This window comes from Streptomyces mayteni (genome assembly GCF_054783955.1).
In genome coordinates this window covers 20,306-44,312 of record NZ_BAAGPR010000053.1, presented here as the reverse complement: position 1 = coordinate 44,312, position 24,007 = coordinate 20,306, and the positions used below count along the sequence as shown (strand labels likewise).

Annotated in this window: 21 protein-coding genes and 1 pseudogene; 10 read left to right on the top strand and 12 right to left on the bottom strand. The window is 69.1% G+C overall.

Annotated elements, in window-relative coordinates:
- Positions 1 to 76: 76 nt before the first annotated feature.
- The 4 genes from ACYVPE_RS22645 to ACYVPE_RS22630 all read right to left on the bottom strand — a co-directional run bounded on the left by ACYVPE_RS22645 (position 77) and on the right by ACYVPE_RS22630 (position 3,359).
- Complete coding sequence (locus tag ACYVPE_RS22645) at positions 77 to 1,087, bottom strand: serine/threonine-protein kinase (protein ID WP_461035507.1); 1,011 nt, start codon at positions 1,085 to 1,087, stop codon at positions 77 to 79.
- A gap of 80 nt (positions 1,088 to 1,167) precedes the next feature.
- A complete protein-coding gene (locus ACYVPE_RS22640) occupies positions 1,168 to 1,998 on the bottom strand; it encodes a hypothetical protein (protein WP_461035506.1) in 831 nt (276 codons plus the stop codon).
- Positions 1,999 to 2,276: 278 nt separating this feature from the next.
- A complete protein-coding gene (locus tag ACYVPE_RS22635; protein ID WP_461035512.1) occupies positions 2,277 to 2,534 on the bottom strand; it encodes an erythromycin esterase family protein in 258 nt (85 codons plus the stop codon).
- A 207-nt stretch (positions 2,535 to 2,741) separates the two neighbouring features.
- The gene (locus tag ACYVPE_RS22630; RefSeq protein ID WP_461035505.1) at positions 2,742 to 3,359 is read right to left on the bottom strand and encodes an HAD family hydrolase; all 618 of its coding nucleotides are present in this window, start codon (positions 3,357 to 3,359) and stop codon (positions 2,742 to 2,744) included.
- Between the two features lie 495 nt (positions 3,360 to 3,854).
- Between ACYVPE_RS22630 and ACYVPE_RS22625 the strand changes: the two genes are divergently transcribed.
- Together ACYVPE_RS22625 and ACYVPE_RS22620 are read left to right on the top strand one after the other, a co-directional pair.
- Positions 3,855 to 4,433 (top strand): HAD family hydrolase, encoded by a 579-nt coding sequence (locus ACYVPE_RS22625; RefSeq protein ID WP_461035504.1) that lies wholly within the window; start codon positions 3,855 to 3,857, stop codon positions 4,431 to 4,433.
- Positions 4,434 to 4,726: 293 nt separating this feature from the next.
- Complete coding sequence (locus ACYVPE_RS22620) at positions 4,727 to 5,011, top strand: CBS domain-containing protein (protein WP_461035503.1); 285 nt, start codon at positions 4,727 to 4,729, stop codon at positions 5,009 to 5,011.
- A 786-nt stretch (positions 5,012 to 5,797) separates the two neighbouring features.
- Here ACYVPE_RS22620 and ACYVPE_RS22615 read toward each other — a convergent pair.
- Complete coding sequence (locus ACYVPE_RS22615) at positions 5,798 to 6,526, bottom strand: DUF6193 family natural product biosynthesis protein (protein ID WP_461035502.1); 729 nt, start codon at positions 6,524 to 6,526, stop codon at positions 5,798 to 5,800.
- 1,403 nt (positions 6,527 to 7,929) lie between these two features.
- Between ACYVPE_RS22615 and ACYVPE_RS22610 the strand changes: the two genes are divergently transcribed.
- The 3 genes from ACYVPE_RS22610 (at position 7,930) to ACYVPE_RS22600 (ending at position 10,972) form a co-directional block, all read left to right on the top strand.
- Positions 7,930 to 8,172 (top strand): hypothetical protein, encoded by a 243-nt coding sequence (locus ACYVPE_RS22610; RefSeq protein WP_461035501.1) that lies wholly within the window; start codon positions 7,930 to 7,932, stop codon positions 8,170 to 8,172.
- Between the two features lie 633 nt (positions 8,173 to 8,805).
- On the top strand, positions 8,806 to 9,216 hold the full coding sequence (locus ACYVPE_RS22605; protein WP_461035500.1) for a hypothetical protein: 411 nt from the start codon (positions 8,806 to 8,808) through the stop codon (positions 9,214 to 9,216).
- Between the two features lie 1,510 nt (positions 9,217 to 10,726).
- On the top strand, positions 10,727 to 10,972 hold the full coding sequence (locus ACYVPE_RS22600) for a hypothetical protein (RefSeq protein WP_461035499.1): 246 nt from the start codon (positions 10,727 to 10,729) through the stop codon (positions 10,970 to 10,972).
- A gap of 98 nt (positions 10,973 to 11,070) precedes the next feature.
- Here the strand turns inward: ACYVPE_RS22600 and ACYVPE_RS22595 are convergent, their stop codons facing one another.
- Complete coding sequence (locus ACYVPE_RS22595; protein WP_461035498.1) at positions 11,071 to 11,550, bottom strand: hypothetical protein; 480 nt, start codon at positions 11,548 to 11,550, stop codon at positions 11,071 to 11,073.
- 53 nt (positions 11,551 to 11,603) lie between these two features.
- On the bottom strand, positions 11,604 to 11,885 hold the full coding sequence (locus ACYVPE_RS22590; protein WP_461035497.1) for a hemopexin repeat-containing protein: 282 nt from the start codon (positions 11,883 to 11,885) through the stop codon (positions 11,604 to 11,606).
- An 87-nt stretch (positions 11,886 to 11,972) separates the two neighbouring features.
- Between ACYVPE_RS22590 and ACYVPE_RS22585 the strand changes: the two genes are divergently transcribed.
- Positions 11,973 to 12,290 carry a hypothetical protein gene (locus ACYVPE_RS22585; protein WP_461035496.1) on the top strand — a complete coding sequence of 106 codons (318 nt, stop codon included), beginning with the start codon at positions 11,973 to 11,975 and terminating at the stop codon, positions 12,288 to 12,290.
- A 272-nt stretch (positions 12,291 to 12,562) separates the two neighbouring features.
- Here ACYVPE_RS22585 and ACYVPE_RS22580 read toward each other — a convergent pair whose 3' ends face one another.
- Positions 12,563 to 14,713 (bottom strand): ribosome-inactivating family protein, encoded by a 2,151-nt coding sequence (locus ACYVPE_RS22580; protein WP_461035495.1) that lies wholly within the window; start codon positions 14,711 to 14,713, stop codon positions 12,563 to 12,565.
- A 1,568-nt stretch (positions 14,714 to 16,281) separates the two neighbouring features.
- Between ACYVPE_RS22580 and ACYVPE_RS22575 the strand changes: the two genes are divergently transcribed.
- Positions 16,282 to 16,806 carry an RICIN domain-containing protein gene (locus ACYVPE_RS22575; protein WP_461035494.1) on the top strand — a complete coding sequence of 175 codons (525 nt, stop codon included), beginning with the start codon at positions 16,282 to 16,284 and terminating at the stop codon, positions 16,804 to 16,806.
- Positions 16,807 to 17,033: 227 nt separating this feature from the next.
- Entirely contained in the window at positions 17,034 to 17,330 is a 297-nt protein-coding gene (locus tag ACYVPE_RS22570; protein ID WP_461035493.1) for a hypothetical protein, read from the top strand.
- Between the two features lie 388 nt (positions 17,331 to 17,718).
- Here ACYVPE_RS22570 and ACYVPE_RS22565 read toward each other — a convergent pair whose 3' ends face one another.
- The gene (locus ACYVPE_RS22565; RefSeq protein WP_461035492.1) at positions 17,719 to 18,654 is read right to left on the bottom strand and encodes a sigma-70 family RNA polymerase sigma factor; all 936 of its coding nucleotides are present in this window, start codon (positions 18,652 to 18,654) and stop codon (positions 17,719 to 17,721) included.
- Positions 18,655 to 18,663: 9 nt separating this feature from the next.
- On the bottom strand, positions 18,664 to 19,854 hold the full coding sequence (locus ACYVPE_RS22560; RefSeq protein ID WP_461035491.1) for an NAD(P)/FAD-dependent oxidoreductase: 1,191 nt from the start codon (positions 19,852 to 19,854) through the stop codon (positions 18,664 to 18,666).
- A gap of 606 nt (positions 19,855 to 20,460) precedes the next feature.
- Between ACYVPE_RS22560 and ACYVPE_RS22555 the strand changes: the two genes are divergently transcribed.
- Positions 20,461 to 21,102, top strand: a complete 642-nt coding sequence (locus ACYVPE_RS22555; protein ID WP_461035490.1) for a nucleotidyltransferase domain-containing protein — start codon at positions 20,461 to 20,463, stop codon at positions 21,100 to 21,102.
- Between the two features lie 33 nt (positions 21,103 to 21,135).
- On the opposite strand, the pseudogene ACYVPE_RS22550 reads toward ACYVPE_RS22555, so the two are convergent.
- Both ACYVPE_RS22550 and ACYVPE_RS22545 read right to left on the bottom strand, forming a co-directional pair.
- Positions 21,136 to 21,671: pseudogene (locus ACYVPE_RS22550) on the bottom strand (MerR family transcriptional regulator); the annotation flags it as partial.
- Positions 21,672 to 21,740: 69 nt separating this feature from the next.
- Positions 21,741 to 22,637, bottom strand: coding sequence for a helix-turn-helix domain-containing protein (locus tag ACYVPE_RS22545; RefSeq protein WP_461035489.1), 897 nt, complete (start codon positions 22,635 to 22,637; stop codon positions 21,741 to 21,743).
- Between the two features lie 101 nt (positions 22,638 to 22,738).
- On the opposite strand from ACYVPE_RS22545, the gene ACYVPE_RS22540 reads away from it, so the two are divergent.
- Entirely contained in the window at positions 22,739 to 23,968 is a 1,230-nt protein-coding gene (locus ACYVPE_RS22540) for a Gfo/Idh/MocA family protein (RefSeq protein ID WP_461035488.1), read from the top strand.
- Positions 23,969 to 24,007: the final 39 nt, after the last annotated feature.

Sequence of the window (24,007 nt, the reverse complement as noted above, 5' to 3'; positions counted from 1 at the left end):
CAATACCATGCCCTTGCTGACACCCGTCCGAAGCCACCCCACCGCCCCATCACACCGCCGGGCTCCTGGCGCGGGTTCAGGCCTGGAGCGCCAGCTCGGCCAGCTCGGCGCGCAGCCAGGTCGGTGCCGGCCGGTCCTGCGGTTCCTTGGCGAGAAGTCCGACGAGCAGCGGGGCCAGTTTGCCCGCCCGGCGCGGTGCCGCCGGTGGGTCCGTCAGGACGGCGGCCAAGGCGGCCATGGGGCCCGGCCCGCCGAATGCTGGTTGTCCCTCGACGGCGTGGTAGAGCGTGGCGCCCAGCCCCCACAGGTCGGTGGCGGGGGAACTCGTCAGCCCGCGGAGTTGCTCTGGTGCCATGTAGGTGGGGGTGCCGAGGACGGCCCCCGTGGTGGTGAGCGTGGGGTCGCCGGCCAGTTCGGCGATGCCGAAGTCGGCGAGCTTCACGGACCCGTCGGGTGGGAGCAGGACGTTGGCCGGTTTGACGTCCCGGTGGACGATGCCCAGCTCGTGCGCCGCCATCAGCACGTCCAGCAGGTCCCGCCCGATCGCGGCGACCCGTCGGAGCGGCAGCGGCCCCCCGTTCCGTATCGTTACCGCCAGTGTCGTGGCCCTGACCAGTTCCATCACGATGAGAACCGAGTCGTGGTCGAGCAGGACGTCATGAACGGTCACGGCCCCCGGGTGGTCGAGGCGGGCGGCGGCCCGGGCCTCGCGCAGCATCCGGGCGCGGGTGGTCGCCCGCACCTGCGGTGCCGCGTCCGCCGCCGGCAGCAGCTGCTTGATCGCCACCTGCCGGCCCAGCACGTTGTCCCGCGCCCGCCAGACCACCCCCATCCCGCCGCGGCCGAGCCCCTCCAGCAAGGTGAACCGGTCGGTCGACAGGATGGCCGAGTCCGGTGACGCCGTCGGCGGTGTGCCCGGACGCGATGGCGGCAGTGGTGCCGGCGCAGGTGTCGGGAAGGACGGCCGAGCCGGCCCTGCGGGCGCCCCGGCCACCAGCTGCCGTCGCCGCGAGCGGCGGCGCACCAGGGCCAAGGCTGCGAGGACCGCCACGACGACGCCGATCAGAATAGGAACAACGGTGGCCATGCCCGATTCCCTCCCCCTTCCGGTCCGGCCAGCCCCGCACCATCCCCCCGACCGTCCGGGCATCCTCCCACCACCAAAGCTTATGGCCGGGGGAGTTCGAACGCGTAGGCACGCTGTGCGGCGCATCCCTGGCAGACGCCGGTGAACCGGGAGATGGCGTGGTCGCCAACCTCGGTGAGCACGTTCCGCCAGAAGCACCGGAACTCCCCGCAGCCACAAGCCCGTTGGCTGACAGCGATAAAGGCGCTGGTGTTGGAGGCGTGACCGCCCTCGGCCGGTGTCTGCCCGAAGGCGTCACCTGCGTCGGGATCGGGCACCCCGTACCGCCTTCGTTTCCACGACGCTTCCTCGGCGGTGAGAAGCCCTGTCCCGCCGCATTCGATGCAGTTGCCGGGGCCAGCGTTGTTCGCGGCGCAGTCGCATCGTCCGTAGCCGCCCTCGCCGCCGCTGTAGGCCCTGCCTTCGCAGAGCAGGCACACTCCCCAGCCGTGGCAGTCGTCGCACAGCACGCCGCAGGCCGTGCTGAGAGTGAAGGGCGGCTGGGCCAGCTGCCGTCCGGTGTACACGACCGGTGTCCAGCCGGTAAGGGCCAGGATCCCGGGTCCGTTGCCCTCGTAGACCCTGACCTCGAAATCCTCCCGTCGAGCTGTCGCCCAGCTCTCCCCGGGCTGGCCCGAGAACCGCCGGTGCGTGGTGATCCAACTGGCAGCAGTGAAGGCGGTCAGGACGTCGTCGAAACCGTAAGACGAGGGGCGCTCGTCGGGATCGAGGCAGATGAGGAACAGGAACCGGTGGCCGACCGGTTCGGGGTCGCGCAGCTGTACCGGGTCCGTCCACTCACGGACCACTACTGGGCGGCGGTGCGAAGGCAACGCGGAAGCGATCTCCAGCAGCTGCCCCTTGAGCCACACCGCGCTTCCCGCAGCCGGAGGCGTGACCCCGCGGTCTTGTTCATAGGGCATATCGGTATATCCACTCCTGCTTCGAAGGGAACGCCTGAACCCGTTCGCCCAGCTCAGCGAGCGACGCCCAAAGCTTGACGACGTCCATTGACGGAGTATCGGGTGCGGGGGTGCCCGCACAGGAATGCTTCGCGTCCGACACTGCTGATCTGGGGCATGTCTTGCGAGTGTCAGACACGTCCACATGTCTGGGCAGCGGTGTTGCCGCCGAGGCCACCGCGCACCGCTCAGAGGGAGAGCAGATCTGGAAGGCGCCGGCCGACGTGGTCGATGACGTCCTGGAACAGGGTGTCGCCAAACCGCGGGTCCGACAAGTCTGCGCCCAGGAACCGCACCCGCTGGTCCGGCTGCCGCGTGTTGTGCTCGCGCATCCAGCGATTGAGGTCCAGGTACTCTCGCACGTGCCAGGGCGCTGTCCCGCGGCCGAACTCCTCGTCCATGATGCGACGCGGATGGCCGGCGCCGGTGCGGACGTACGCGTCCAGCCGCAGCCCGGTGCTTCAGCGTGTACAGCTCGTGCGAGCCGTCTGTTGCCTCGTCACTGGCCCACGCACAGGGTTGACGCTTCACCAGGGTAGAGGGAGCGGTTGGCCATCCGTCCTGCCACGGAGATCGACTTGGACGCGGTTCGTCGCGACTGCCCATTCTCGGGCTTGGCGCTGCCTTGTACTGCTACAACCGCCTACGCCGAGTCACCGGATGGGACACGGCTCGAGGTATTCGATGAAGCTGGCAGCATCGCGGAACCAGTGCGTCTGGAAGCCAAGTGCCCGAGCGGCCTCGACGTTAGTCCTCGTGTCGTCGACGAAGAGGCACCGCTCCGGGTGCACGCCGGCCGCCTGGCTCGCGCGTAGGAAAGCCTCGGATTCCGGCTTCGCGTACCCGAGGTCGCAGGACACCAGCAGCTCGGTGAAAAGCTCGAGCTCCGGCTGCGTCGCTCGCACAACCTGCCAGTAGTCGTGGTCGATGTTGGACAGCAGTACCAGGGGATGGTTCTCGGACAGCGCTTTGACCAGGTCGGCCATGCCGGGCATCGGCCAGGAGTAGGGCTCAAGCCAGGCGGCTTCGAATTGCGGGTAGGTCAGCGTGAGTCCGTGGGCATCGACGAGTTGGCGGTGTACTTGCCGCAAGGTCACCTCGCCGGTGATGATCTCGTAGCGGGCCATGAGTCCGTCGAAGCGCCGAAGGGCGTCGGCGGGATCGGCGCAGTGCCTGGCGAGTCGCGCAGGCACGATGTCATTGTCGAAGCCGATGATCACGCCGAAGAGGTCGAAGATGACGGCCTCGATGGGCGGCTCGGTTTGCTTCATGAACGTCTTCCCGGCGTTGAACAACGGACACGAGCAGCGGTCGAGGGCGTCCTTGTCACACCGGGGAGATCCTCGGCAAGGTGCGGACGGCTCCGCACTGCGGCAGGGTCGGGGTGGGGCTCATCAAGCCTACTCAGTCCGAGCCCGGTGTCCAGCGGCGATGGCCGCCGAACCGGCCACGGGCGGCGTCATCCGGTTGGGCCCCGGGAGCGCGACGAGGCCGTTGATTCCGTTGCCGGAAGGCTGGTCTTCAACACTTGTGTCCTGGGCGCGGCCGGGAGGGCTCTTCCCTCGCTGTTCAGCGAGTTCACACCCGGGCACGCCCTCAGCTGTCGTGGCGGCGCTCATGGCGGTGCGCGTCCCGTCGAGACCTGCCCCCGAGTCGACCTCCTGAGCGATGTCGGTGCGCATACGGCCCCCTCACCGCACGAAGAGCCGGGGCCCAGTAGGACCAGGAGATGGGATCTGCGGAGCCGCGCGGCACAATGGGGAGAGATGATTTCCTTCGACGCGGTGCTCTGCGACCTCGACGGTGTGCTCCGCCACTTCGACCATGGTGCCCAGGCCGACATCGAGGCCCGCTACGGGCTCCCCCTGATGCGCACCGCCTTCGACCCCGCTCTCATCGGGCCGGCCACTCTCGGGCTTGTCACCGAGCAGGAGTGGGTCGACTCCATCGCTGTCGCCCTCGGCGGCGACGAGCGGGCCAGGCAGGCGGTTGCCGAGTTCGTGGCGGTGCCGTTCACGGTGGATGAGGGGGTCCGGGCGTTGCTGACGAAGGCGCGGGAGCGGGTTCCGTTGGTGCTGGTGACCAACGCCACGGACACCTTGGAGGAGCACCTTGAGCGGATCGGGCTGACAGACTTCGCCGACGCCGTGGTCAGCAGCGCGCGAGTCGGCGTCGCGAAGCCTGATCGGCGCATCTACGAGATCGCCGCACAGCTCGCCGGCGTCGCGCCCGAGCGCTGCCTGTTCGTCGACGACAGGCTGGAGAACGTCGAAGGAGCCAGAGCGCTTGGCATGACCGGCGTCCATTACCGCACGGTGGCCGATCTCGACGCGGCGATGGCATAAGTGCGCGCCACCCCTCCTTGTGCGCACGTGAGGTGGACAGGCCCACCGCCTGACACGGACTGACCGTCGTGGCGGTTCGCGGCGGTTCGCGGCGGTTCGTGGCGGCCCCCATGTCGGCGCTGTCCACGGCATCCCGCCAGTCGAATACCGGCAACGGGCGCTGAAAACGCGACCGCGGGATCAGGCGACCCAAATCCCATCGATGTAGATAGCAGGCGAGATCAGTTACCTTCCACGTCACGGTCGTCACCTCTGGAACAAGGGACTGTGGACCGTCGGCTAAGGACTTCGCCGTGCGGGGGATCGAGAATGAGGTCAAGGGGCCGGCCCTGCCAGAAGATCGATTCATTCCATGCGGGGAGTATGTGATGACACGAATACGACGCTTCGCGGTGGCGGGCGCAATGGCCGCCTTGATGACGGCGGGCACCACGGCCTCGGCCCTGGCCGACCAGAATGTGACCACAGCTCCCCAGGGAGAGGACCACGCCACGGTTTCGCCCCTCGGGGATGACTGGGTCACGGTGTCACCTCTGGGTGACCAGAACGCCACCGTCGTTCCGCTGAGCACGCGGTAGCCCACCTGGCCCGCGGCGACGCGGGGGCGCGGACGAGTCGGCCATGGAGGCCGGGCTCGTTCGCCGCCCCCGCCAGGCGGGGAATCAAGCTCGTGCTCACCGCCTCTGGACTCGGGTGGCGTCGCGGAGTTCGTCCGACCTGCGCGAAGATCACAGCCGGGGCCGTGTCGTGCCGGGTCAACGGCCGGTGATCGGCAGGTACGGGTTCGGCGGACTCCGCCGACTCACGCGGTCCGGTCGAGGCACCGCGAGGAGGCTCGGGCGAGAACCCGGGGCGCGGATCTGGTGTCGGCCACTCAGGAGGAACCTTGCCATGTCGTCCCAGCGGGTCACGCCGGCCCGGGTCGAGGGGGTCGCGAGAGGCTACTCGCCGTCCTCGACACCGCCTCGGGCGGTTGCCGGCGGCAGATCCGGCGGCGTTCCGGGTGAAGTTCCGCGAGATGGCCGCGGCACGGTCTGCCTCTTCCACCGGGGGGCTGGCCAGGTAACGCGCCGCGGGTCCCTTCGCGGACGAGCGCACCTCGCGGGTGTGGGTCGGCCAGTGCGTCGACGTGGCCGGCGGAACGCAGGTGGTGCGGTCACCGTGATGCCCGTGTGCCAGCACCATGGGCGCCCCGTCGTCCACCCGTTTCGACCACGAGCTGTGACCCTCATGACGTGTGATCAGCATGGCGCAGGCCTGGCGCAGCACCTGTCGGTGGCCAGTTGGATTTCCCCGCCCATGGCCACCTGACGGGAAGTCATCTGGCCGCTCGAACTGTCACTTTCGGTGACGGAGTCCTCGGGTCACTCATCGGCGGCAGAACTTCCCGCGACGGCCGGCCCGAGGCCAGTTGGGAGCTGGGCTACCGCCATGGCGATGGCCTCCCCGGCCGTGGCAGCTTCCCCGATGACACCCGAGTGCAGGTGCTCCTGAACACGGTAGGGACTGCCGTCGTATGACGGGCAAATGGCCACTTCAATGCGGAACGGGTATCCAGTGCAGGAGCTGAAGCCGAGCGTCCAGTGGCTGGAGAACACGTAGAGCTGTCGCAGCCGCGGTTCGGCATGCGCCGCTTCCACGAGTTCCGCAAACGCGTGGAAGTCCGGGGCCCCGGCCGCCTGTTCCCGCATCGCCTGCCATTGCAACTCCACTACTGCGGCCGGCCCACGTTCGTGAGCCTCGGCACGCGCACTGGAGCGCAGGAACGGCAGTTCCCCGCGAAGATCCCGCAGGCTCCTGCCCTCGCCCCATGCCACGCCTGCCTGGACGACGGCCGCCAAGTCGGACGTCACGCCGGTGATGAGCTCGATGCCCTGGCTCCAGCCGGAGACACCGAACCAGCGGCTTTCGGACCCGATGTGGACGGACAGCGGTCGCCGCTCGGAGACCGAGGAAGCAATCCCCGCCGAGGTGAGTGATCCCCACGTGCCGGGCACGACCACGAGGGCGACGCCGAGGTCCGCCGCCACCCGTTCCAGCAGCGCGGACAGGCTGCCTGCGGCAGCCAGGTCAGGATAGAGATCGGTGTCCACGTAGGCAGTCTGCCGTCCCCACGCCACGAAGGGAACCGCGGGCTGAAACCGCTTCGACGTAACGGTGCGTGTCCAACGGTCGCGGGCCTGGGGAGTGCAGCTGGCCGCCAGTGGGGACCGCTAGCGGGAAAATGCTGGCCATACTCGGGGAAACGATCTTGGCCGCTGACAAGCACCCCAGACCTTTGCTACGGGACAAGTCCGCCCCGTATGGGTTCGCGAGAGCCGACCGGCGCATCGGCATGCCGCAACGACGAACGTACCCGCCCGGCCGGAGCCGAGCGGGGGCGGTTGCGCGATCGTAGAGGTTTTCGGATCTACTCCGGTTTCGGACCTTCTGGTGCCAGGGAGCAGGCGACTATGGCACGCCGAAGCACACCTGACCTGGATCACGGTGGTGACCAAGAGCCTGACCCGCAAGGGCCCGGCCACCTCCTGGGCGAAGAAGACGTCGCAATCCAGCCCCGGCCGGACTGGTCAGCCGCTGTCACGGCACCGCGCCTGACCAGACACCTCACCAGTCCTCGTCATCGGCGATGCCGACTCCTGGCAGCGTCAGGCTGGTCCTTTGTCGCGGTCCCGTGGGCTGCCCCAAGAATTTCCTCACCGGCCCCAAGTCCGGCATGTCCAGATACGGAAGCCCCACACAACGGTGGGGCTTCCGTATGCGTGGCTGTCTTCGGCCCAGGGCGTCAGTACGCTGCTTCTCGGCAGGCTGGCCCGGTGTGGTCAGATTTCACGCCACTTACGCCGAGCCGGATCATGCATCCCTCGACCGCCCAGTCCCCACCACTGCTTCCGAGTTCACAAGCCTCGACCCTCTCTTGCGTGATCCTGTAACCCAACCCCCTGAGGAGTCGAGTGCAGTCGGACGTATCTGCCTGCGCTGGAGCAGCCATGACCACCGAGCCGCCCACAAGCGCTCCGGCGAGAGCCGCAGGCGCGGCGAACCTGAACAGTCGCTTCTTCATCGGAATCCCCTCCCTTGTCTGCGCCACCTCCACGGTGACGCCTCGGCCCCATCGTTGACTCGATGGGTGGAGTGTTCGTCTCATCAGTACGACAAGACAGCGCTCCGGATTCTGACGCGATGTGTCCGCCATGTGTCCGAGGTCACACCTCGCAGGTGGCCCGGCCCTGAGGACCTGCCCTCCGACGAGGTGTGGTCGGATCGTCCTCCGCGGCCGCTCGGCAGCCCGCTTTCACTCGTCTGACGGCAGCTCAGCACGGGCTGCTCATGTCGACATTCGATCCAAAAAAGTCCTGCTCACGGCATTCTTCCGTTTGGAGCAAGAATTCTCTGCCCTTGACGCTGGACATAGCCACGGCCCGGCCGCCACAGACCAACGACCCCCTTGTCGGTGCCCGGTGCCGCCTGTCCGAGCGACCAGGGAGAACCCGCTGTGTCCACGCTCGCCTCGCTGACCGTCCTCCTCCTCGTCCTGGTCGGTCTCCTGACCGCCACCGCCCCGCCGGCCACCGGTCGGGCCGGCATCGCCACCGCCATCAACGACAACATCAGCCGCCTCGTCCGGCAACGCGCCGGCATCTGGAGCACCGCCACCCTCGACGAACTCACCCCGCTCTACCAGCGCTGGCGCCACGCCGTGGACGGCACCGCCCCCGGCCACAGCTCACGGGCGTGACGAGCCAACGCGACGCGTCTGCCGCTGCCCCTGCGGGCGGCTGGCGCAGGGGTCTGGCGCCGAAGTCGCCATAAACAGACAATTACTCCGGGGCAGCGTTCTGTGACGGAAGCTGAGAGACGGTTCGTCGCGCCGAGGGGCGTGTGTCGAACCGTCACAACGCTGGTACAGGCCGTAGACCCGGCTTCGGTAAGAAGGGTTAGTCGTTGCGTCCATCAAGGGGGACACATGGCGGGTGAGCAGCTTCCGGAGGTTCCCGGGCAAGGAAGTCGTCCCGCACTACCGTCAGGCAGTGGCTTTTTGCCTGTGCAGCGGGGCAAGGGGGAAACACGCTTAGGCGCTCCGCCGCCGCCTCTCCTGGTGGCGCCGGTCCATCAGCCCGGTGGTTTTCCTACCGATGCTTCCGCCCCCGACCGGCGACGATGCTGGGACATGCTCAGCCCGAGTGTGCAGAATCGGCTTCGGGAGATGGCTGGCACCGTGCTGGAATGGTGGGCCCGGTTGGAAGATGGTGGTGATGGACGTCCCACTGCCTTCGTCTTCGGGCCCAACGGGCTGTGCAAAGCCAGTCCCACGACCCGGAATGGCAAGCGGGTATATCTGGTTGAGCGCCTCAGGTTGGACGCAGGAGCGATGCGGCAGCAGTCCTTCAGCACAGCGGCACCTCCCATCTGGTCACGAGCCGTCTCCCGCAGGCTCCGCCGCGCCCCGGCCGCCGCCTCTCCACGCACCGAGTCCGTGCACCCGCTGAATCTTTCCGCTCACACCCTGGGCGTCCTGGGGAACTTCCCCATCGAAGTGCAGGACTTCCTCCAGCGCCCCTTCCTGCGCGACGACCGGCGTGTTGTCGCGGACTTCTACTACGGGGAATCAGTCGAGTTCGCAAGCCAGCGCCTGTTCGCCCTCTTCTGTCTGTCCGCCGACCGGAACGTGACGCTGGCCACGGGAACCCGCGTCCTGCCCCGAGGCAAGCCGCTGGACCGCGCGCAGTGGCAGATCGAGTGCTATCACTCCCTGGTCCGGACTCCATCCCGGCCGCAGTGATCACTGCCCCGCATTCGTCTTCGGCCGCAGCACCATGCAGAAACAGCGCTGTGGGTGAGAATGCCGACACCACGTCGGGCATCCGAGTTGCAGCCCACTCCTGGGCCTGGCCCCCCTCCCCCACCAGGGCCCGTCGACAGCCCGGTGGATCGACAACGAGCCGGCGGCCTCAGACGCGCCCGTTTGGGCCTGGGAACTGCTCCGGCCTTCGGTCCTGTCGACGCCGAAGCATCGCAGGACCGCCCTGGGGTGCCTTGCCTGCTCCTGTTGAGTGGGCTAGGCGCTCGCATTCTGCTGGTCCTGGCACATCGGGCCGCTACCGGCCGACGACTGGTCGCACGGTGTCGGCACACGGCCGGCCGCTGTCCCTGGCGCAGCCCGTCGCTGCGGTGTCGCGCCGGGGAGAGGAACCGTAGGCAGACACCCTGCTCAGCCGGCAGGCCCAGGCGTCGATAGCGCGTTGGTGGTGCCCGGGCCGGTGTAGGCCAAGGTGACGACCGGCACCCTGAGAATGATCAGTCCCGCTGTGCTTCGCGGGAGGTGGGTTGTCCGCTTCTACGGGCCGTTCGGCGGGTAGTTCGCCTGGTCATGAGTGTTATGGCGGCCCAGGTGATGAGTGACTCGGAGTGCTGGGGCAGCAATCACTCTGATGACCCGCCACCTCACGCGCAAGAGCCGGTCGGCCCGAATAGCCACAGCCCGGACCTCCCTCGCTGCCGCCTGAGTATGAGGACCCTGGTTCGGGTCCTGCTCACCAGTGACGAACTCTTCAAGCACGTTGTTGTACTGACCCCACCCGGGGAAGGTGTAGAAGTCCGGCTCATCTGCGCTCGCCCTGGATGGGCATTCCTCGCTCGCGTAGCCGACCAGCATGCGGCTGCCGATCCTGTGGCCCGTGTGTGCCTCGTAGACGTCAACGCGGTATCGGGCCTGGTAGACATTCACCGTGCCCAGGACCGGATTACCTGGACCGAATCCGTAGTCGCAGCTCTCCACCGGCTCGTCGGACACATGGGCACGCCGACTGCAGGCGACTATCTGCACCTCAGCGGGCAAAGGATCTGTACCGTCCTCCCCCAATGCATGTGTAGGACTTGATCCGCCCTCGGAGAAGAGCACACCTGGGTGCGGAACCTGCTCACTGTAAGCGGCGGCCCCGCCTAACGAAGCCCCCTCGTCCTCGCAGAGCCGGGCGAAGTCGTCCAAGTCGTCAGGGCGCTCGCCGAGAATGGTGTCGCTCGCCCACGGAAGCACCAGCGTCCATGCCACGGCTATCAGCGCTACTGCGATCGCGGAGCCGATCACGACCCGCCCAAGGCGTAAGTGAGTTCCCCACACCGAATCCTCCCCGCAGCCAGCACCAGAAAGAACGATACCCATGGCCCGAGGGAGGGGTCCCGGATCTGCGCTCGCTGGGCCGAACCTTCCATCGTGACACCGGACAGCGGGGAAGACCCAAGCGCTTAGAGATCAGACGCAGCTTCTCAAGTCCACGGACACGCCGTACGGCGTGTTGGCTGCAGCAGCCGCCAGCCTGTTGTTCGTCACGGGCACCACTGCGACGGCGGCAGCCGCTCCCCTTCCGTCCCACGTGCCCGGCGCCGTCACGGTCGGATCCGGCACCATACGGGCCGCGGCCGGCACCACGCTCATGAACATGGCGACCAACGCCTGCCTGGACGACAGCGGCGACTACGGCCTGCGCGCATACCCCTGCAACAACTCGTCCTTCCAAATGTGGCGGCTGGAGTACTGACGAACGCCGCATGACATCACTTCACGGTTCCGGCACACCCTGCGGGCCAGATCGACCGCCGCGGTCGACGTGCAGGTCAGGATGCTGCCGGTGCGTGGTCAGCGGCGGCCTGACCGTCGGCCTCGGCGTGCTGGCGGGCAGTCTTCGCACAGCTTCGGGTAAGGGGCGTTGCGCCAGTTCTCGATGGTCGACCAGGGGGTGTCGGTGAACTCCTCCCCGCACTGGGCGCAGGCCGGGCGACGGCGCTCGCGTTCGGCTTCCTCAGCGCGCTGGCGGGCCCGCTCGGCTTGGTGTCGGCGGTCGTCGCGGTCGTAGTAGGCGGAGTTGCCGTTCGGGTTGCCCAGGGCGGCCTCGAGGCGCTGGTGGTGGTCGGCGGGCCCGTAGCGCCACCAGATCGGGCCGTAGGGGCCGTGGGTGCGCAGCGGGGTGAGGGGGGTGACCAGGGTGCGGGGGCCGGCGCCCGGTGGGTGGCCCTCACGGCCGGCGGGCGCGTAGAGGGTGCGGCGGAAGAACCGCCGGTACCGGTCGAACTCGGCCGCGAGCACGGGCGGACTCTCCGTGCCGGTGTCCACCTCCACGCACAGGGACGGCAGCGGCGGAGCGCTCTCGGGCGCCGCGGGCTGGAGGGGTTTCAGGGGAAGAAGGGCCAGTTGCTGCGGATGGGCTCGAGGTAGCCGGTCTCGGCACGGTCGGCGGCGAGATCGTAGCGGACGTACTGATCGTCCTTGAACAGATAGCCGACGTCCGGCAGATTCCTGCGGTTGAGTGCGGCGTCGCTGACTCCCTTGTCGGCCGCCAGCTCATGGCGCAGGTACTGGGTGTCCTTGAAGAACCAGGCGATGTCCCCGTTGTCCCGGGACCGCAGAACCGCGTCCACCCGGCGGTAGAAACCCTCCTGTACGTCACTGTCCATGCGCATCTCCATGTATTGCCGTGGTAGTCGACGACCGCGACGCCGGCGCAGGAGGCGACCTGCCGCTACATCACCGACTGGGTCGTCGTGAAGACCGGCCGGCGACTGGCCACCGACCCGGCCGAGCGCGCCGAGACCGAACAGATCGCGCACAGCTGCGACGGCTCCGAGGTCACCGTCACCGTCACCCTCGCCCGGCCGGCACCATCCCCCGCGGCACCGTCGGCGCCGCTCAACACGCCCCATGTCGTGCTGAAGCGAGCCGACACCCGGTCAGGAGGAGGGCCCACCCCGCCCGCGGCTTCCCGATTCGACGCGGGCGGTGAGCGTCAGCATGGGATCATGGACCACACGGGAGACCAGTTCGCGTCGCCGTCCGAACTGTACGCGCCAGGCGTTGTGTAGATGGTGGTGCCGTAGCGGTCGTACATGTATGCCCGGGTGCCGCGGCTCTGGTTGTCGTCGACGTCGTCATGTCGGCTGTCGAACTGTCCAGCCTCGCTCTGTCTCGTGCATGCGGGGCGGGATGGGTGGCGATCGGTCACCCGTGCCCGCGCCCGCGTGACGGAGGTTGCGGCTTCACCCATGGCGGCACTTCCGTGGGGGCGGTTCCACCCGGGCGCCGCCGCCGGCGGAGCCCGGAGGCTCTCGCTCACCCAGGGTGTCGTGCTGGGTGGTCAGGGGGCGGGGAAGCCGAAGTTCCAACCGTCCATGAAACGTTGGGGCCCTTGGACGATCTCGTCCTCCCAACTGTTGTAGCGGAGGCAGACGTCGCCATGGAACAGCCAGACCTCCTCGTAGTTGTCGCTGTCGATCACGACGTCGATGCGTCGGCTGAACGGGGTGTCGCGCAGGGCCTTCCACTCCTTGGCAATGGGCTTCGGGGGAACCAGCAGCACACCTTGATCGAGGTCGTACCAGGTGTATTGGTCGCCGGCGAAGAACCGCACGCCGTTCGACGAATCGTAGGCGGCGGCGTCGACGCCGCTGGCGAAGACGGTGCCCTTCAGGGCGGGCCAGCCGTCGGCGATGGGGGCGGGCGGGACGTTGACGCGGCTGTTTCGGAGGTCGTAGCCCAGGTATTGGTCGCCGCGGAACAACCACGCCTGGCCGGTATCGAATGGCCGCGTGGGAGAGGCGTGCACGGCGGCGTCGACGCGGTCGGCGAACCCGTAATCGTCCAGGCCGGGAAATACCGAGTCGATCGCTTGCGGCTGCTGGACGACGGTGTTGTCGTCGGGGCTGTAGCGGAGGCAGAGGTCGTCGCGGTACATCCAGACCTTTCCCCAGTCGGTGTCGGTCGGGTGGCACGACAGGACGGCGCTGATGCCGTCGACGAACGTCTTGCGCCGCAGGGTGGGCCGGTCCGCGTGGATGCGCTCGGGGCCCGCCGTGACGGTGTGGGTCCGAAGGTTGTAACGGACGCGGTCCTCGCCCTGCAGGAACCACAGCTCCTCGGTGCTGTCGGGGACGTTCAGGGCGGCGCTGACCCCGTGGGCGAACGGGGTGTCCGCGAGGCCGTACAGGTGCTGCGCGATGAGGTGGGGGCCGTCGATCGTGTTGGTGTCCAGGTGGTAGTACAGGACTTCGGAGTCGCGGAAGAAGAAGAGACCCCCGGCGCGGTTGCCGGGGTCGAGGACGGCGGCGTCGACGTAGTCGACGAACGAGGTGGTGCCCAGGGCGGGCCAGCCGTCGGCGATCTCCCGTGGCCCGGCGATGCGGTCGGTGGCGGTGTCGTAGCGGACGTACCGGTGTCCGCTGAACAGCCACACAACGGTGGTGCTGTCCGGGACGCAGACGACCGTGTCGATGCGCGAGGGGAAGTCGGTGCCCTTCAGGCCCGGCCACACGGACGTGATGGGGCGGGGGTCCCCGGAGGCCACGGTGTCGTGGGTGAGGTCGTAGGTCATGCAGGTGCCCGGGCGCAGGAACCACGCCTTGCCGGAGTCCGGTTGGCTACCGCCGGCGTCCAGCACGGGGTAGAGGCCAGGACGCGGGGACGACACGTTCCCGGTGGTGGAGGCGCCCGTCGTGGCGGGCCGCACGTGCAGGACGGTCAAGGCCGCCGCGATCGCGGCGAGACTGTCGAAGTCGCGGGAGAGGGACGTCTCCTCCACGGGTTCGCCGGGGGCGCGGTCGTACTGGGTGAACAGCCCCGACAGCGTGCTCCAGTTGGTCTCCAACTCGGTGATCCGGTCGCGCTGGACCGGGGTGATGGCGCCGCCGGCGCCCCACATCCCTCGTCCCAGGATCGTCGCGATCCCCCGGAACCGCGTGCCCTCGCAGACCATCTCGGCCAGAAGGCTCAACGCCGGCCGCTGGTGGTCGCGCAGATCCGGCCCCTCCTGGAGTCGCGCGAGCGCGTCGCGCAGCCCGTCCCAGCTCAGCAGGTCCCGTGTCAGACCGCCGGAGCGGTAGCCTCCGAGGATCCCGGTGTCGTGGAGCGTGAACCGTTCGTCCTCGGCCATCGCCCGCACGCCGGCGGGCGGGTTCGACAGATGGTAGAAGTCCGGCCGACCGGTCAGGGTGAAACCGCACCCGTGCAGGTCGGTGTCCTGGATGTGGAAGTCGACGGAGAACTTCACTTCCGGGTTCGTCGAGTCACTCCCGACGAGGCGGACCACGAACACGCTGTCGACCTGGTCGCGGGTGTGGGTCCGCCGCAGCCGGAACATCCCCACCCGGCCGGTCCCGTCGAAGTCTGGGGACGTGTCGATCGGATCGCCGTGGGGGACGGCGACGTAATCCCGGATGGCCGTGATGAACGCGTCGTAGACGGCGACGTCGAGGTCGTCGAGGTTCAAGGTGGCCACGAGGGGCGCAGGCATGTCGGTGTCCTGTCCTGTCTCAAAGGGTCGCAACGGGTCCGGGCACACCCACGCCCGGGTGGCCCGCGCGCCGCCCTCGGCGTCACCCGGCGCACACCGGACCTGACGGTCCGTTCGCGACACGACGCCCACGGCCCGCCGGTCCCGCGGTTCGCGGTCGGCGGCGCGGGCGTACGCGCCAGGACCCGACCGACCCGCCGACCACGATCGACCCACACTCGCGAGACGACGGCATCGCCCCCCTGCCCACATCGTCACGGCCGCGGTAGACAACTCCGGCGACTGCGGACGCGAGACCGGACCGGGCGCCGCCCCCATCCCACACCAACCGGCGCCGGCCCGCGCCCCTCACGACCAGCGGCGACCGAAAACCGCAGGAGGCTGACCGGATCAACGATGCGGAAACGGCGGGGGCTCGTGCTGAACGGATGGTGATCGAAGGAGTGCGCGAACCTGTCGGGGTGAGGGCAGGGCTGTGACGTGGGGATGCTCCTGGGCGAGGGGTGAGCGGTAGAAGGAAGCGCGGGAGACGCCGGCTTCGGTGCGGATGTTGACGACCACCGCGTACCACCCGGCCATCCGGGAGGTGACCGGTGACCACCTCAGGCTTCAGGGCAGCCAGCTTGGCGACCCGGTCAAGGGAGCGCCAGAGCGATCATCGGCCAGGTTCTGGCCGGGGACGGCCCGCTGCGGCAGCTCCTCGGCTCGGACGCTCACTCCTACGCCACGGCCAAGGCCAAGGCCCTGCGGGAGAACATCGACGCCGCCGCGACGACGGCGCCTGTCACCGACTTCTCCGCCACCTGACCCCGGTCGATACGGCACGGAGGCGCAGCGCGGCCCAGGGCGGGCCGGATTCCTTGAGCAGCCGCGATTCGATGTCGAGGTCGGTGTAGCCGTCGCAGCGGGTGGTCACGCCGCGTGGAGTTCGCGGCAGGCGTCCCGGTCACCTGGGTCCTGCGTGGCGATCGCCTCGGTGGCTTTGTCGAGCAGTGGTGAGGTCACTTGTCGCTGTGTTTGGGAGGCGCCCGGATTCACGGATGGGTGATGTCGACGAGTTTGGGGGTGACAGCTGCTTCCTGCCGGTGAGGCGTCCCCACACGGAAGGCAGGAATCCGTGGTCTTGGGCACCAGCAGACGTCCCCGCGGCCCCATCGGGCACGGGTAGATCGATCGGGTGGCACGTCGACCAGCTCCCGCTCACCGGCGAGGAGGAAACGCTGGCGGACTATCGTGCATCCTGCTCGATTCAGGTCCCGGGACGGGTCACGGTGCTCAGTGTTTGGTAGGGCATCGTCGAAGATGCCTTGCCTGGAAACACTCGAACCTCACGCAGTCCACCATCGATCACGACGGCGTGCCGTCACCACCGTCCTGAATCCGCCTCCGGATGCGGCGCGGGGCCTGTGCACCGTGCCGCATCCGGCACGCGGAACTGGGCACCGTGCATTCTGGCTGGCTGTCATGGCCTCTTCTACGGTCGTGGTGACGGACCGTCTTTCGCGTGAAGGAACGACCGGCGTCCGTCCAACGAGTTCGGGAGCAGACGAAGGGTTGATGTGATCAGAATGAGCAAGGCACCGGCGACCGAGTCGACTTCCACTCCACGGCGCACGTGGGCCAGGCGTTCGGCGTTCGCCACCGCCGGCGCCGCCATGGCCCTCACCGTGTCGGGCACCCTCTCCACCGCGTCGGCGCAGCAGGAGACCTACTGGGGATTCGTGAACGTCGCGACGGAAAGGTGCCTCTCCGGGGCGCCGAGCGGCAATGTCTGGGCGGGCAGCTGTAGCCAAGGCGGCTTCTACCAGCACTGGGACTTCCTCAGCAACAGCGGCGAACAGAGCCGGATCAGGAACCGGGAGACCGGCCGTTGCCTGACGACCGGCAGCAGCTCGGGACCGGATCCCGTCTGGCTGGCACCGTGCGACGAGCCGAACCAGCTGTGGCACTACAGCGCCTCGACCTTGACGATCCAGTCCATGGACACCGGGCACTTCCTGCGGACCAGCCCGGCGAACGACGACGTCTACGCCACGACCAGCAACCCCGATATCCCTCTCGAGTACTACCTCTGGTTCGGTGGCCACAACTGATGTGAGATGCGGAGAGGATGACACCGACTCATCCGGACTCATGTCACCGGTGGATGCCAACCGCTTTCACCAGCGGTTGGCATCCATCCACCGGACCCTAATCGGCACGACCACTCTGCCCACTTGTGGCACTGCGGCCCAACATCACGGTGGCACCTCCCCCGAATCTCGCAGAGGTCGATGGTGAGTGGGGTGCATACCCAGCGAGAAGCAAAGGATCGACCCGTATGCCGGAAAGGGATGGGAGATTGATTGTGCGTAAACTTACGCGGCCTTTGATGTCGGTGGCGGCAGTAGTCCTCGTCACTGGCGGAGTCACCCTGGCGGGCACCGGTTCCGCCCAAGCCGACTTCAACGACTGCATCGAGGTTCTTCAGGACAACAACGCTACACACGCGGGTAGCGTGTGTATCAATGCCGCCAGCGGCGCATACGACTTCGAAAAGTGCGTTGACGTCATGCACAACCAGCTGGGGGTCCGTGAGGCCGTCGCGGCAAAAGCCTGCGCCGCTGCGGCGAAGTAGTAACTCTTCTCTCGGGCGCCGAGTGTGCGGTTCGGAGACGCCAGCGCTGCCGATCGCGGCAGCGCTCGGGCGATCTGGTCGGCGGCTTCCGCGGTGGTGGCCTGGGCCTGGTTGGCGGTGTTCTCCAGGACATCGCTGGACAGCGCCGCTGTGATCTGGGCACCGGTCACTGACTGGTTGTCTCACACCTTTCGTCAGCGTGGTGAGCGGCATCGGGCCCACCACGCCCCCCTGGCCGCTGTGTCGACCGATGGTTGGCCATCGGGGAGGCGAACTGTGTGGCCGAGTCCGGTTCTGGGAGACCGACGTGCTTCGGCTTTCGTGGCGCGGGTGCTGGAGGAGTCGCCGCGTCTGTCCGGCTCAGGTCACTGGTTTCGGTGGGTGCTGGTCACCATGCGTTGATGACCGGCGCGTCGGGTTCGTGGTGGCGCCAGGCCTCGTTGAGGCGGGCGAGCCGGTCGGCGGCGGCGATGCCGTGCAGGGACGTGACCTTGCCGTCTCCGATGTCGAACGCCACGGCGCCCACGACCCGGTCGTCGACCACCGCGACGATGGCCGGGGAGCCGTTGACCGGCGCGATGTGGAACACGGGGGAGCCGCCGGCCAGCCGCCGCTTCGCCGGGGTGGGCTTGAAGCCGGCCCGCACGAAGGAGGCGACGCGCTCGGCCGTCTCGTACCGCAGCGGCCGCCTGGCCAGTCCCGCGCCGTCCGAGATCGCGGTCGCGTCGGCGGTGAGCAGCGCCACCAGCCGCTCGGTACGCCCTGACGCGGCGGCGGCGAGGAACTCCTCGACGATCCGGCGCGCCGACGCGGGGTCGACCGCGCCGCCGCGGCGTTCGGCGGTGACCCGGCGTCGGGCCCGGTGGACATGCTGCTGGCTCGCGGTCTCGGTGATGTCGAGGATGCCGGCGATCTCGGTGTGGGGGTACGAGAAGGCCTCGCGCAGCACATAGGCGGCCCGCTCGACGGGCGAGAGGCGTTCCATGATGATCAGCACGGCCAGGGACACCGATTCGCGCTGCTCGAAGGTGTCGGCGGGGCCGAGCATCGGGTCGCCTTCCAGGAGCGGCTCGGGCAGCCAGTCTCCGACCGCGCGCTCATGGCGCGCCCGCGCCGAGCGGAGCCGGTCGAGGCAGAGATTGGTGACGACCTTGGCCAGCCACGCCTCCGGAACCTCGATGCGTTCCCGGTCCGCGGCCAGCCAGTGCGGGAACGCGTCCTGCACGGCGTCCTCGGCGTCGGCGGCCGAGCCGAGCAGACGGTACGCGAGCGAGGCCAGCCGGCCCCGGCTGGCCTCGAACCGGTCGATGGCCGCGCTGTCCATGCGGGGAGCCTACGCGGCGCCCCGCACCGCGGCCCGGTCAGGCGCGGTGGCCAGGCGGCGCCCGCGCTTCGGCATGCCGAAGGTCGGGTGGGCGATGCTCCACCCGGCCCCGGTGAGCACGCCCGACTTGAGGCGCGCGGCGGTCCGTCCGCCCAGGTACCAGGACTTGGACCGGACATCCCTGTCCACCATCTGGAAGATCGCGTCGCGCCGCCCGAGGCTGATGTGGTTGCCGAGGTACTTCAGCGCGGTGGTCGGGACCTCGCGGCCCGTCAGGCGCGCGATGATCGCGGCGGTCGCCTGCATGTTGGTGTGGCCGGCCGAGGCGCAGGACATCGGCAGCGGCCTGCCGTTCTCGCCGATCGCGTAGGCGCAGTCACCGGCGGCGTAGACGTCGGGGTGCGAGACGGAGCGCATGGTGCGGTCGACGACGATCTGGCCGGTCTCGGCGACCTCCAGGCCGCTGGCGGCCGCGATGGGGTGCACGACGAACCCGGCCGACCACACGGTCACATCGGCCGGAATGGACGTACCGTCGGCGGCGATCGCGCGCGTCGGCTCGACGGCCTCGACGCCGGTGTGCTCGTGCACGGTGATGCCGAACCGGTCGAAGGCGCGGCGCAGGTGCCGGCGGGCCTTGGGAGAGAGCCAGGCGCCCAGCTCGCCGCGGGCGGCGAGCGCGACCGAGAGGTCGGGCCGGGACTCGGCGAACTCGGTGGCGGCCTCGATGCCGGTCAGCCCCTCACCGACGACCAGCACGGTGCCGCCCTCCCCCAGGCCGGCCAAGCGCTCGCGCAGTCGCAACGCCGAGGAGAGGCCGGCCACGTCGAAGGCGTACTCGGCCGCGCCGGGAACGCCGTGGTGGGCCACGGAGCTGCCGAGCGCGTAGAGCAGCGTGTCGTACCCGAGCTCGGCTTCACCGTCCTCGTCGATCACGGCGACCGTCCCGCGCTCGGGGTCGACGCCGGTGACGCGCGCCAGGCGCAGCCGTATCCCGGTGCCCGCGAAGACGTCGGCGAGCCTGCGGGACGCGAGGTCCCGGCCGATCGCGAGCTGGTGGAGCCGCATCCGCTCGACGAAGTCGGGCGCGGCGTTGACGACGGTGATCTCGGTGTCGGCGGGGGAAAGCCGGCGAGCCAGGTTGCCGGCGGCGAAGGCCCCGGCGTATCCAGCGCCGAGCACGACGATGCGGTGCTTCATGACGTCGCTCCTCTCTCGTTCGCGTGCACCTTGAACGAGATGGCCCCCCGATTGCTGACAGGAACCGGGTGTGACGCGGGTCACCCGACTGAGACGGGCAGCTGAGCCAGCGGCTGGTCGACCAGCCCCTCGCCCGGGCGGCATGACAACCTCCGAGCGGCAGGCGCGGATCCTGGACGCGCTGCGCGACGCGATCACCGGGGACGGCCAGGACCCGACCGCGCGGCGTTGGGGACCGAGGCGGGATGTCGTCGCTGTTGGCCGACGCCGCAAGGAACATCCTTACGCCGCTGCTCCGGCGCGAGCCGGTCCGCCAATCTGGCGCCGGAGGACCGGTTCGTGGACGCCGTCGTGACGAGCCGCCTCGTGACACGAGTCCTTCAAGGCCCGGGACGCGACCGAACGGCTCCCGTCCTGGCCGGAGCCACCGCTGCGACGGCTGAGCGAGGTACCGGTGGGCCGCGTATTCAACTGTCGCCAGTTCGCCGAGCAGTCCAACCGGCCGGTGACCTTGTGCGATCGCCAGCGGCGTACGGCTCCAGGACCCGCTGGTCTCCTTCATCGACCACGGCCAGGGGCCTCCGAGTCCGCTGATAGATTCCCGCGGTGAGCGAGCAACTGCCCAGCGGCGGCATCGAGCTGTCACCGGACGAGATCGAAGCCCTCCACGCCAGGTGGTCATCCTGCTGGACCCCGAGTGAGGTCGCGCAGCAGTTGGCCGGGCTCGGCACGCCCTGGTACGTGGCCGCGGGCTGGGCACTGGACCTGTTCCGCGGCAGACAGACACGCGCGCACGGGGACATCGAGATCGCGATTCCGGCCGCGAGCCTTCCCGAGGTGCGCGATCGCTTCCCCGGATACGTCTTCGACGCGATAGGCAGCGGCCGGATCTGGGAGGACGCCGCATCGGAGGCGCTGGCCGCCACGCATCAGACATGGGTACGCGACCCGGCCACCAGCGACTACCTGCTCGACGTGTTCCGCGAACCGCACGACGGCGACATCTGGATCTGCCGACACGATGAGAGGATCCGGCTTCCCTACAGCGAAATCGTCCACCACACCCAAGACGGCATCCCGTATCTGGCGCCCGAACTGGTCCTGCTGTTCAAGGCCAAACACGCCCGCCGGAAGGATCAAGCAGACTTCGACGCGACCGTCCCGCATATGACCTCGGCTCAGCGCAAGACCTTGGCCGGGCTACTCGCCCGCGCACATCCGGGGCATCCCTGGCTCGGGGACCTATAGCCCCCGCTTCGGTCGGTTTATGACGGAAGCGCTCGACTGGACCATGGTGTGGTCGTGGGTGATCTGGGACAGTTCTCCGTCGCGCAGGAGGTAGGCGCGGGAGTCGCCGACGTGGACGAGGGCAAGTGGGCGGGGTCCGGCGTAGGCGGTGTCCTGGTTGCTTTCGCGGACCAGGCTCGTGTCGGACAGGGTGGCGTATCGGATTCCCAGGGGCTTGGCCGTGGGGGTCGTGGCAGGGTCCTTCCGGGACAGGTGGTCGATGAGGAAGGTGGCCAGGTCCCGCCGTGCGGCGGTGTCGGCCTCGACCTGGGCCCAGAACGCGCGACCTCCTGGGCTGCCGCGCCCGCGTTCAGCGTGCCGACGTGCTGGATGCGGGCCAGGGGCATTCCCAGGCGGCGGAGTCAGGCGACCAGTCGGGCCTGGTCCAGCTGTTCTGGTGCGTAGCGGCGGTAGCCGGTCACCGGGTCGACGCGGGCAGGGGGCAGCAGGCCGAGCTCGTCGTACAGACGCAGTGCCTTCGGCGACAGCCGGGACGCCATCGCGAAGGCCCCGATGGTCAGCAACCCCACGCTCGTTCCTCCTCATGCCGAGCACGTCGCCCGGCCCCACCGATGCTGGGGGCTCCCCCAGGGTGAAGGTCAACCGAGGGCTCTGCTCGGCGCCGTCCGGTGGTCGAGTCCGTGTTCCGTGGATCGGCGTGGTCCGGCGGGTGGGTGTTCGGCTCGGAATCTGGCGGGTGGTATGCCGCAGGCGGCGGTGAACGCGCCGTAGAAGCGGCTGACCGAGCCGAAGCCGGACGCCGCCGCCACCTGGGCGATGGGCAGGTCCGTGGTGACCAACAGCCGGCGGGCCTCGGCCAGTCGGCAGCGGGTGAGGTAGTCCCCGACCGTGGTGTGGATAACCTTGCGGAACTGGGACATCGCGTAGCCGGGGTGCAGCCGGGCCGCCGCGGCGATGTCGGCGACGGTCAGGGGCTCGCGGAAGTGGGCGGCGATGTGCCGCACCATCGCGATGACCTGGCGCAGCGCGGGCGAGCCACCGGTGTAGTGGCGCACCGGTTCGCCCAGCGTGGCCAGGGCGAGTCGGCGTACCCGGGCCTCGACCTCCAGCATGGCGATCCGATGGCGTTCGGGCTGGCCGCTGGTCAGGTCGTCGGCCCACTGGGCGAAGTTCGCCGGATCGGTCGCGGTGGCGGCCGACGGCGCGGCGACCAGGGGGGTGCCGGCCAGGAGGCGGCTGACGAGCGGGGCGGGCAGCCCCCAGCGCAGGAACTCCGCGAACGGCACGTAGATCCAGTGGACGCGGGTGGCCGAGTTCGCGACGAGTTGGTGCGGCACGGCGGCCCAGAACGCGGCCACGCTGCCGGGGCCGACCTCCACCGGCACGCCGCCGAACAGGTAGAGCATCGTGCCGCCGTCGGCCACGAGGTTGATCTCGAGGTCGTCGTGTTGGTGGGCGGCGTCCATCAGCGTGGGGCGGCCGGCCCAGCCGGTGAGACTCGCCGGTTCGACCCCGGACGGCACCTGAGGATCCAAGAAATCCTTGCTCTCATCGATGAAGACTTCGCGCTTCCTAGGCCCATATCGTCGCATGTGGTGTCGTGCCGGCGGCCGTTCGGCCGTCGGTTCCTGGTGCGATGACGCGGCCACGGGTCCGCGGTGAGGAGTCCGCTGTGTTCTCTCTTGGCATCGTGGGGTGCGGTCAGTTCGCCGGGTCGTTCGCCAAGCTGTGGCGGCTGCACCCCGGGGTGGGTGACATCCTGGCCTGCGACCTGCGGCCTGAGCGGGCCGCGCGGCTCGCCGCCGACCACGAACTCGCCGGGACGCTCCCGTCGTACGAGGCCGTGCTCGACTCGGACGTGGACGCGGTCGCGATCTTCACCCAGCGCTGGACGCACGGCGAGCTCGTCGTCCGGGCGCTGCGCGCGGGCAAGCACGTCTACTCGGCGGTGCCGATGGCGGTGAGCGAGCAGGAGATCGCGGCCATCGTCCAGGCGGTCAGGGAGACGGGGCTGACGTACATGATGGGCGAGACCAGCCACTACAACCCGGCGACCGTCTACGCCCGCCAGCGGTCGGCCGAGGGTGCCTTCGGCCGGCTCTTCCACGCCGAGGGCGACTACGTCCACGACATGGACCTCGGCTTCTACGCGGCCTACCAGTACAGCGGCGGCGAGAACTGGAAGGCCACGGCCAGCTACCCGCCGCTGCTGTACCCGACCCACTCCCTCGGCGGCATCCTGGGCGCCTGGCGGACCCACGCCACGAGCGTCAGCGCGATCGGGGTCGTCGACGACCGCGGGGACGGGGTCTTCGACCGCTCGGTGAGCCAGTTCGGCAACGACTTCTCCAACGCCACCGCGCTGTTCGAGGCCGCCGGCGGCGGCTCCTTCCGCATCAACGAGTTCCGCAGGGTCGGATACCCCTCCCACATACGGGAATCGCGATTCCGGTTCTTCGGAACGGAGGGGAGCCTCGAGCAGCTCGCGACGGTCAGCCTCTGGCAGGACAAGTCGGGCGTCGAGGACGTCACAGAACACCTGCGCCCCAGGGCCACGACCGCCCCGGACGACCCCTCACTCGCCCACGTGGCCCCGGCCCTGCGCGACGCCTTCACGTCGGGGTCGGCCCCCGTCCACGACCGCTCGCGGCTGCCGCGGGAGTTCGCCCACGCCTCCAACGGTCACGAGGGCAGCCACCACTTCCTGGCCGACGACTTCGTGACCGCCGTGACGACGGGATCGCTGCCGCCGGTCAACGCCTGGGTCGCCGCGCGCTACACGCTGCCGGGAATCGTCGCCCACCAGTCCGCCCGCCAGGGCGGCACCCGGCTGGAGATCCCCGACTTCGGGGACGCCCCGGCCTAGCCAGACCCGCGGGTCTGGCCGGGGTGTAGCGGGGTGTGG

Coding starts and splice junctions, on each gene's coding strand:
- ACYVPE_RS22565 (WP_461035492.1), bottom strand. CDS start 18,654: ATGGACAGCGCGGCCATCGACCGGTTCGAGGCCAGCCGGGGCCGGCTG.
- ACYVPE_RS22540 (WP_461035488.1), top strand. CDS start 22,739: ATGACGCGGCCACGGGTCCGCGGTGAGGAGTCCGCTGTGTTCTCTCTT.
- ACYVPE_RS22590 (WP_461035497.1), bottom strand. CDS start 11,885: ATGGACAGTGACGTACAGGAGGGTTTCTACCGCCGGGTGGACGCGGTT.
- ACYVPE_RS22570 (WP_461035493.1), top strand. CDS start 17,034: ATGCCGGAAAGGGATGGGAGATTGATTGTGCGTAAACTTACGCGGCCT.
- ACYVPE_RS22575 (WP_461035494.1), top strand. CDS start 16,282: ATGAGCAAGGCACCGGCGACCGAGTCGACTTCCACTCCACGGCGCACG.
- ACYVPE_RS22625 (WP_461035504.1), top strand. CDS start 3,855: ATGATTTCCTTCGACGCGGTGCTCTGCGACCTCGACGGTGTGCTCCGC.
- ACYVPE_RS22560 (WP_461035491.1), bottom strand. CDS start 19,854: ATGAAGCACCGCATCGTCGTGCTCGGCGCTGGATACGCCGGGGCCTTC.
- ACYVPE_RS22630 (WP_461035505.1), bottom strand. CDS start 3,359: ATGAAGCAAACCGAGCCGCCCATCGAGGCCGTCATCTTCGACCTCTTC.
- ACYVPE_RS22645 (WP_461035507.1), bottom strand. CDS start 1,087: ATGGCCACCGTTGTTCCTATTCTGATCGGCGTCGTCGTGGCGGTCCTC.
- ACYVPE_RS22605 (WP_461035500.1), top strand. CDS start 8,806: ATGCGGCAGCAGTCCTTCAGCACAGCGGCACCTCCCATCTGGTCACGA.
- ACYVPE_RS22580 (WP_461035495.1), bottom strand. CDS start 14,713: ATGCCTGCGCCCCTCGTGGCCACCTTGAACCTCGACGACCTCGACGTC.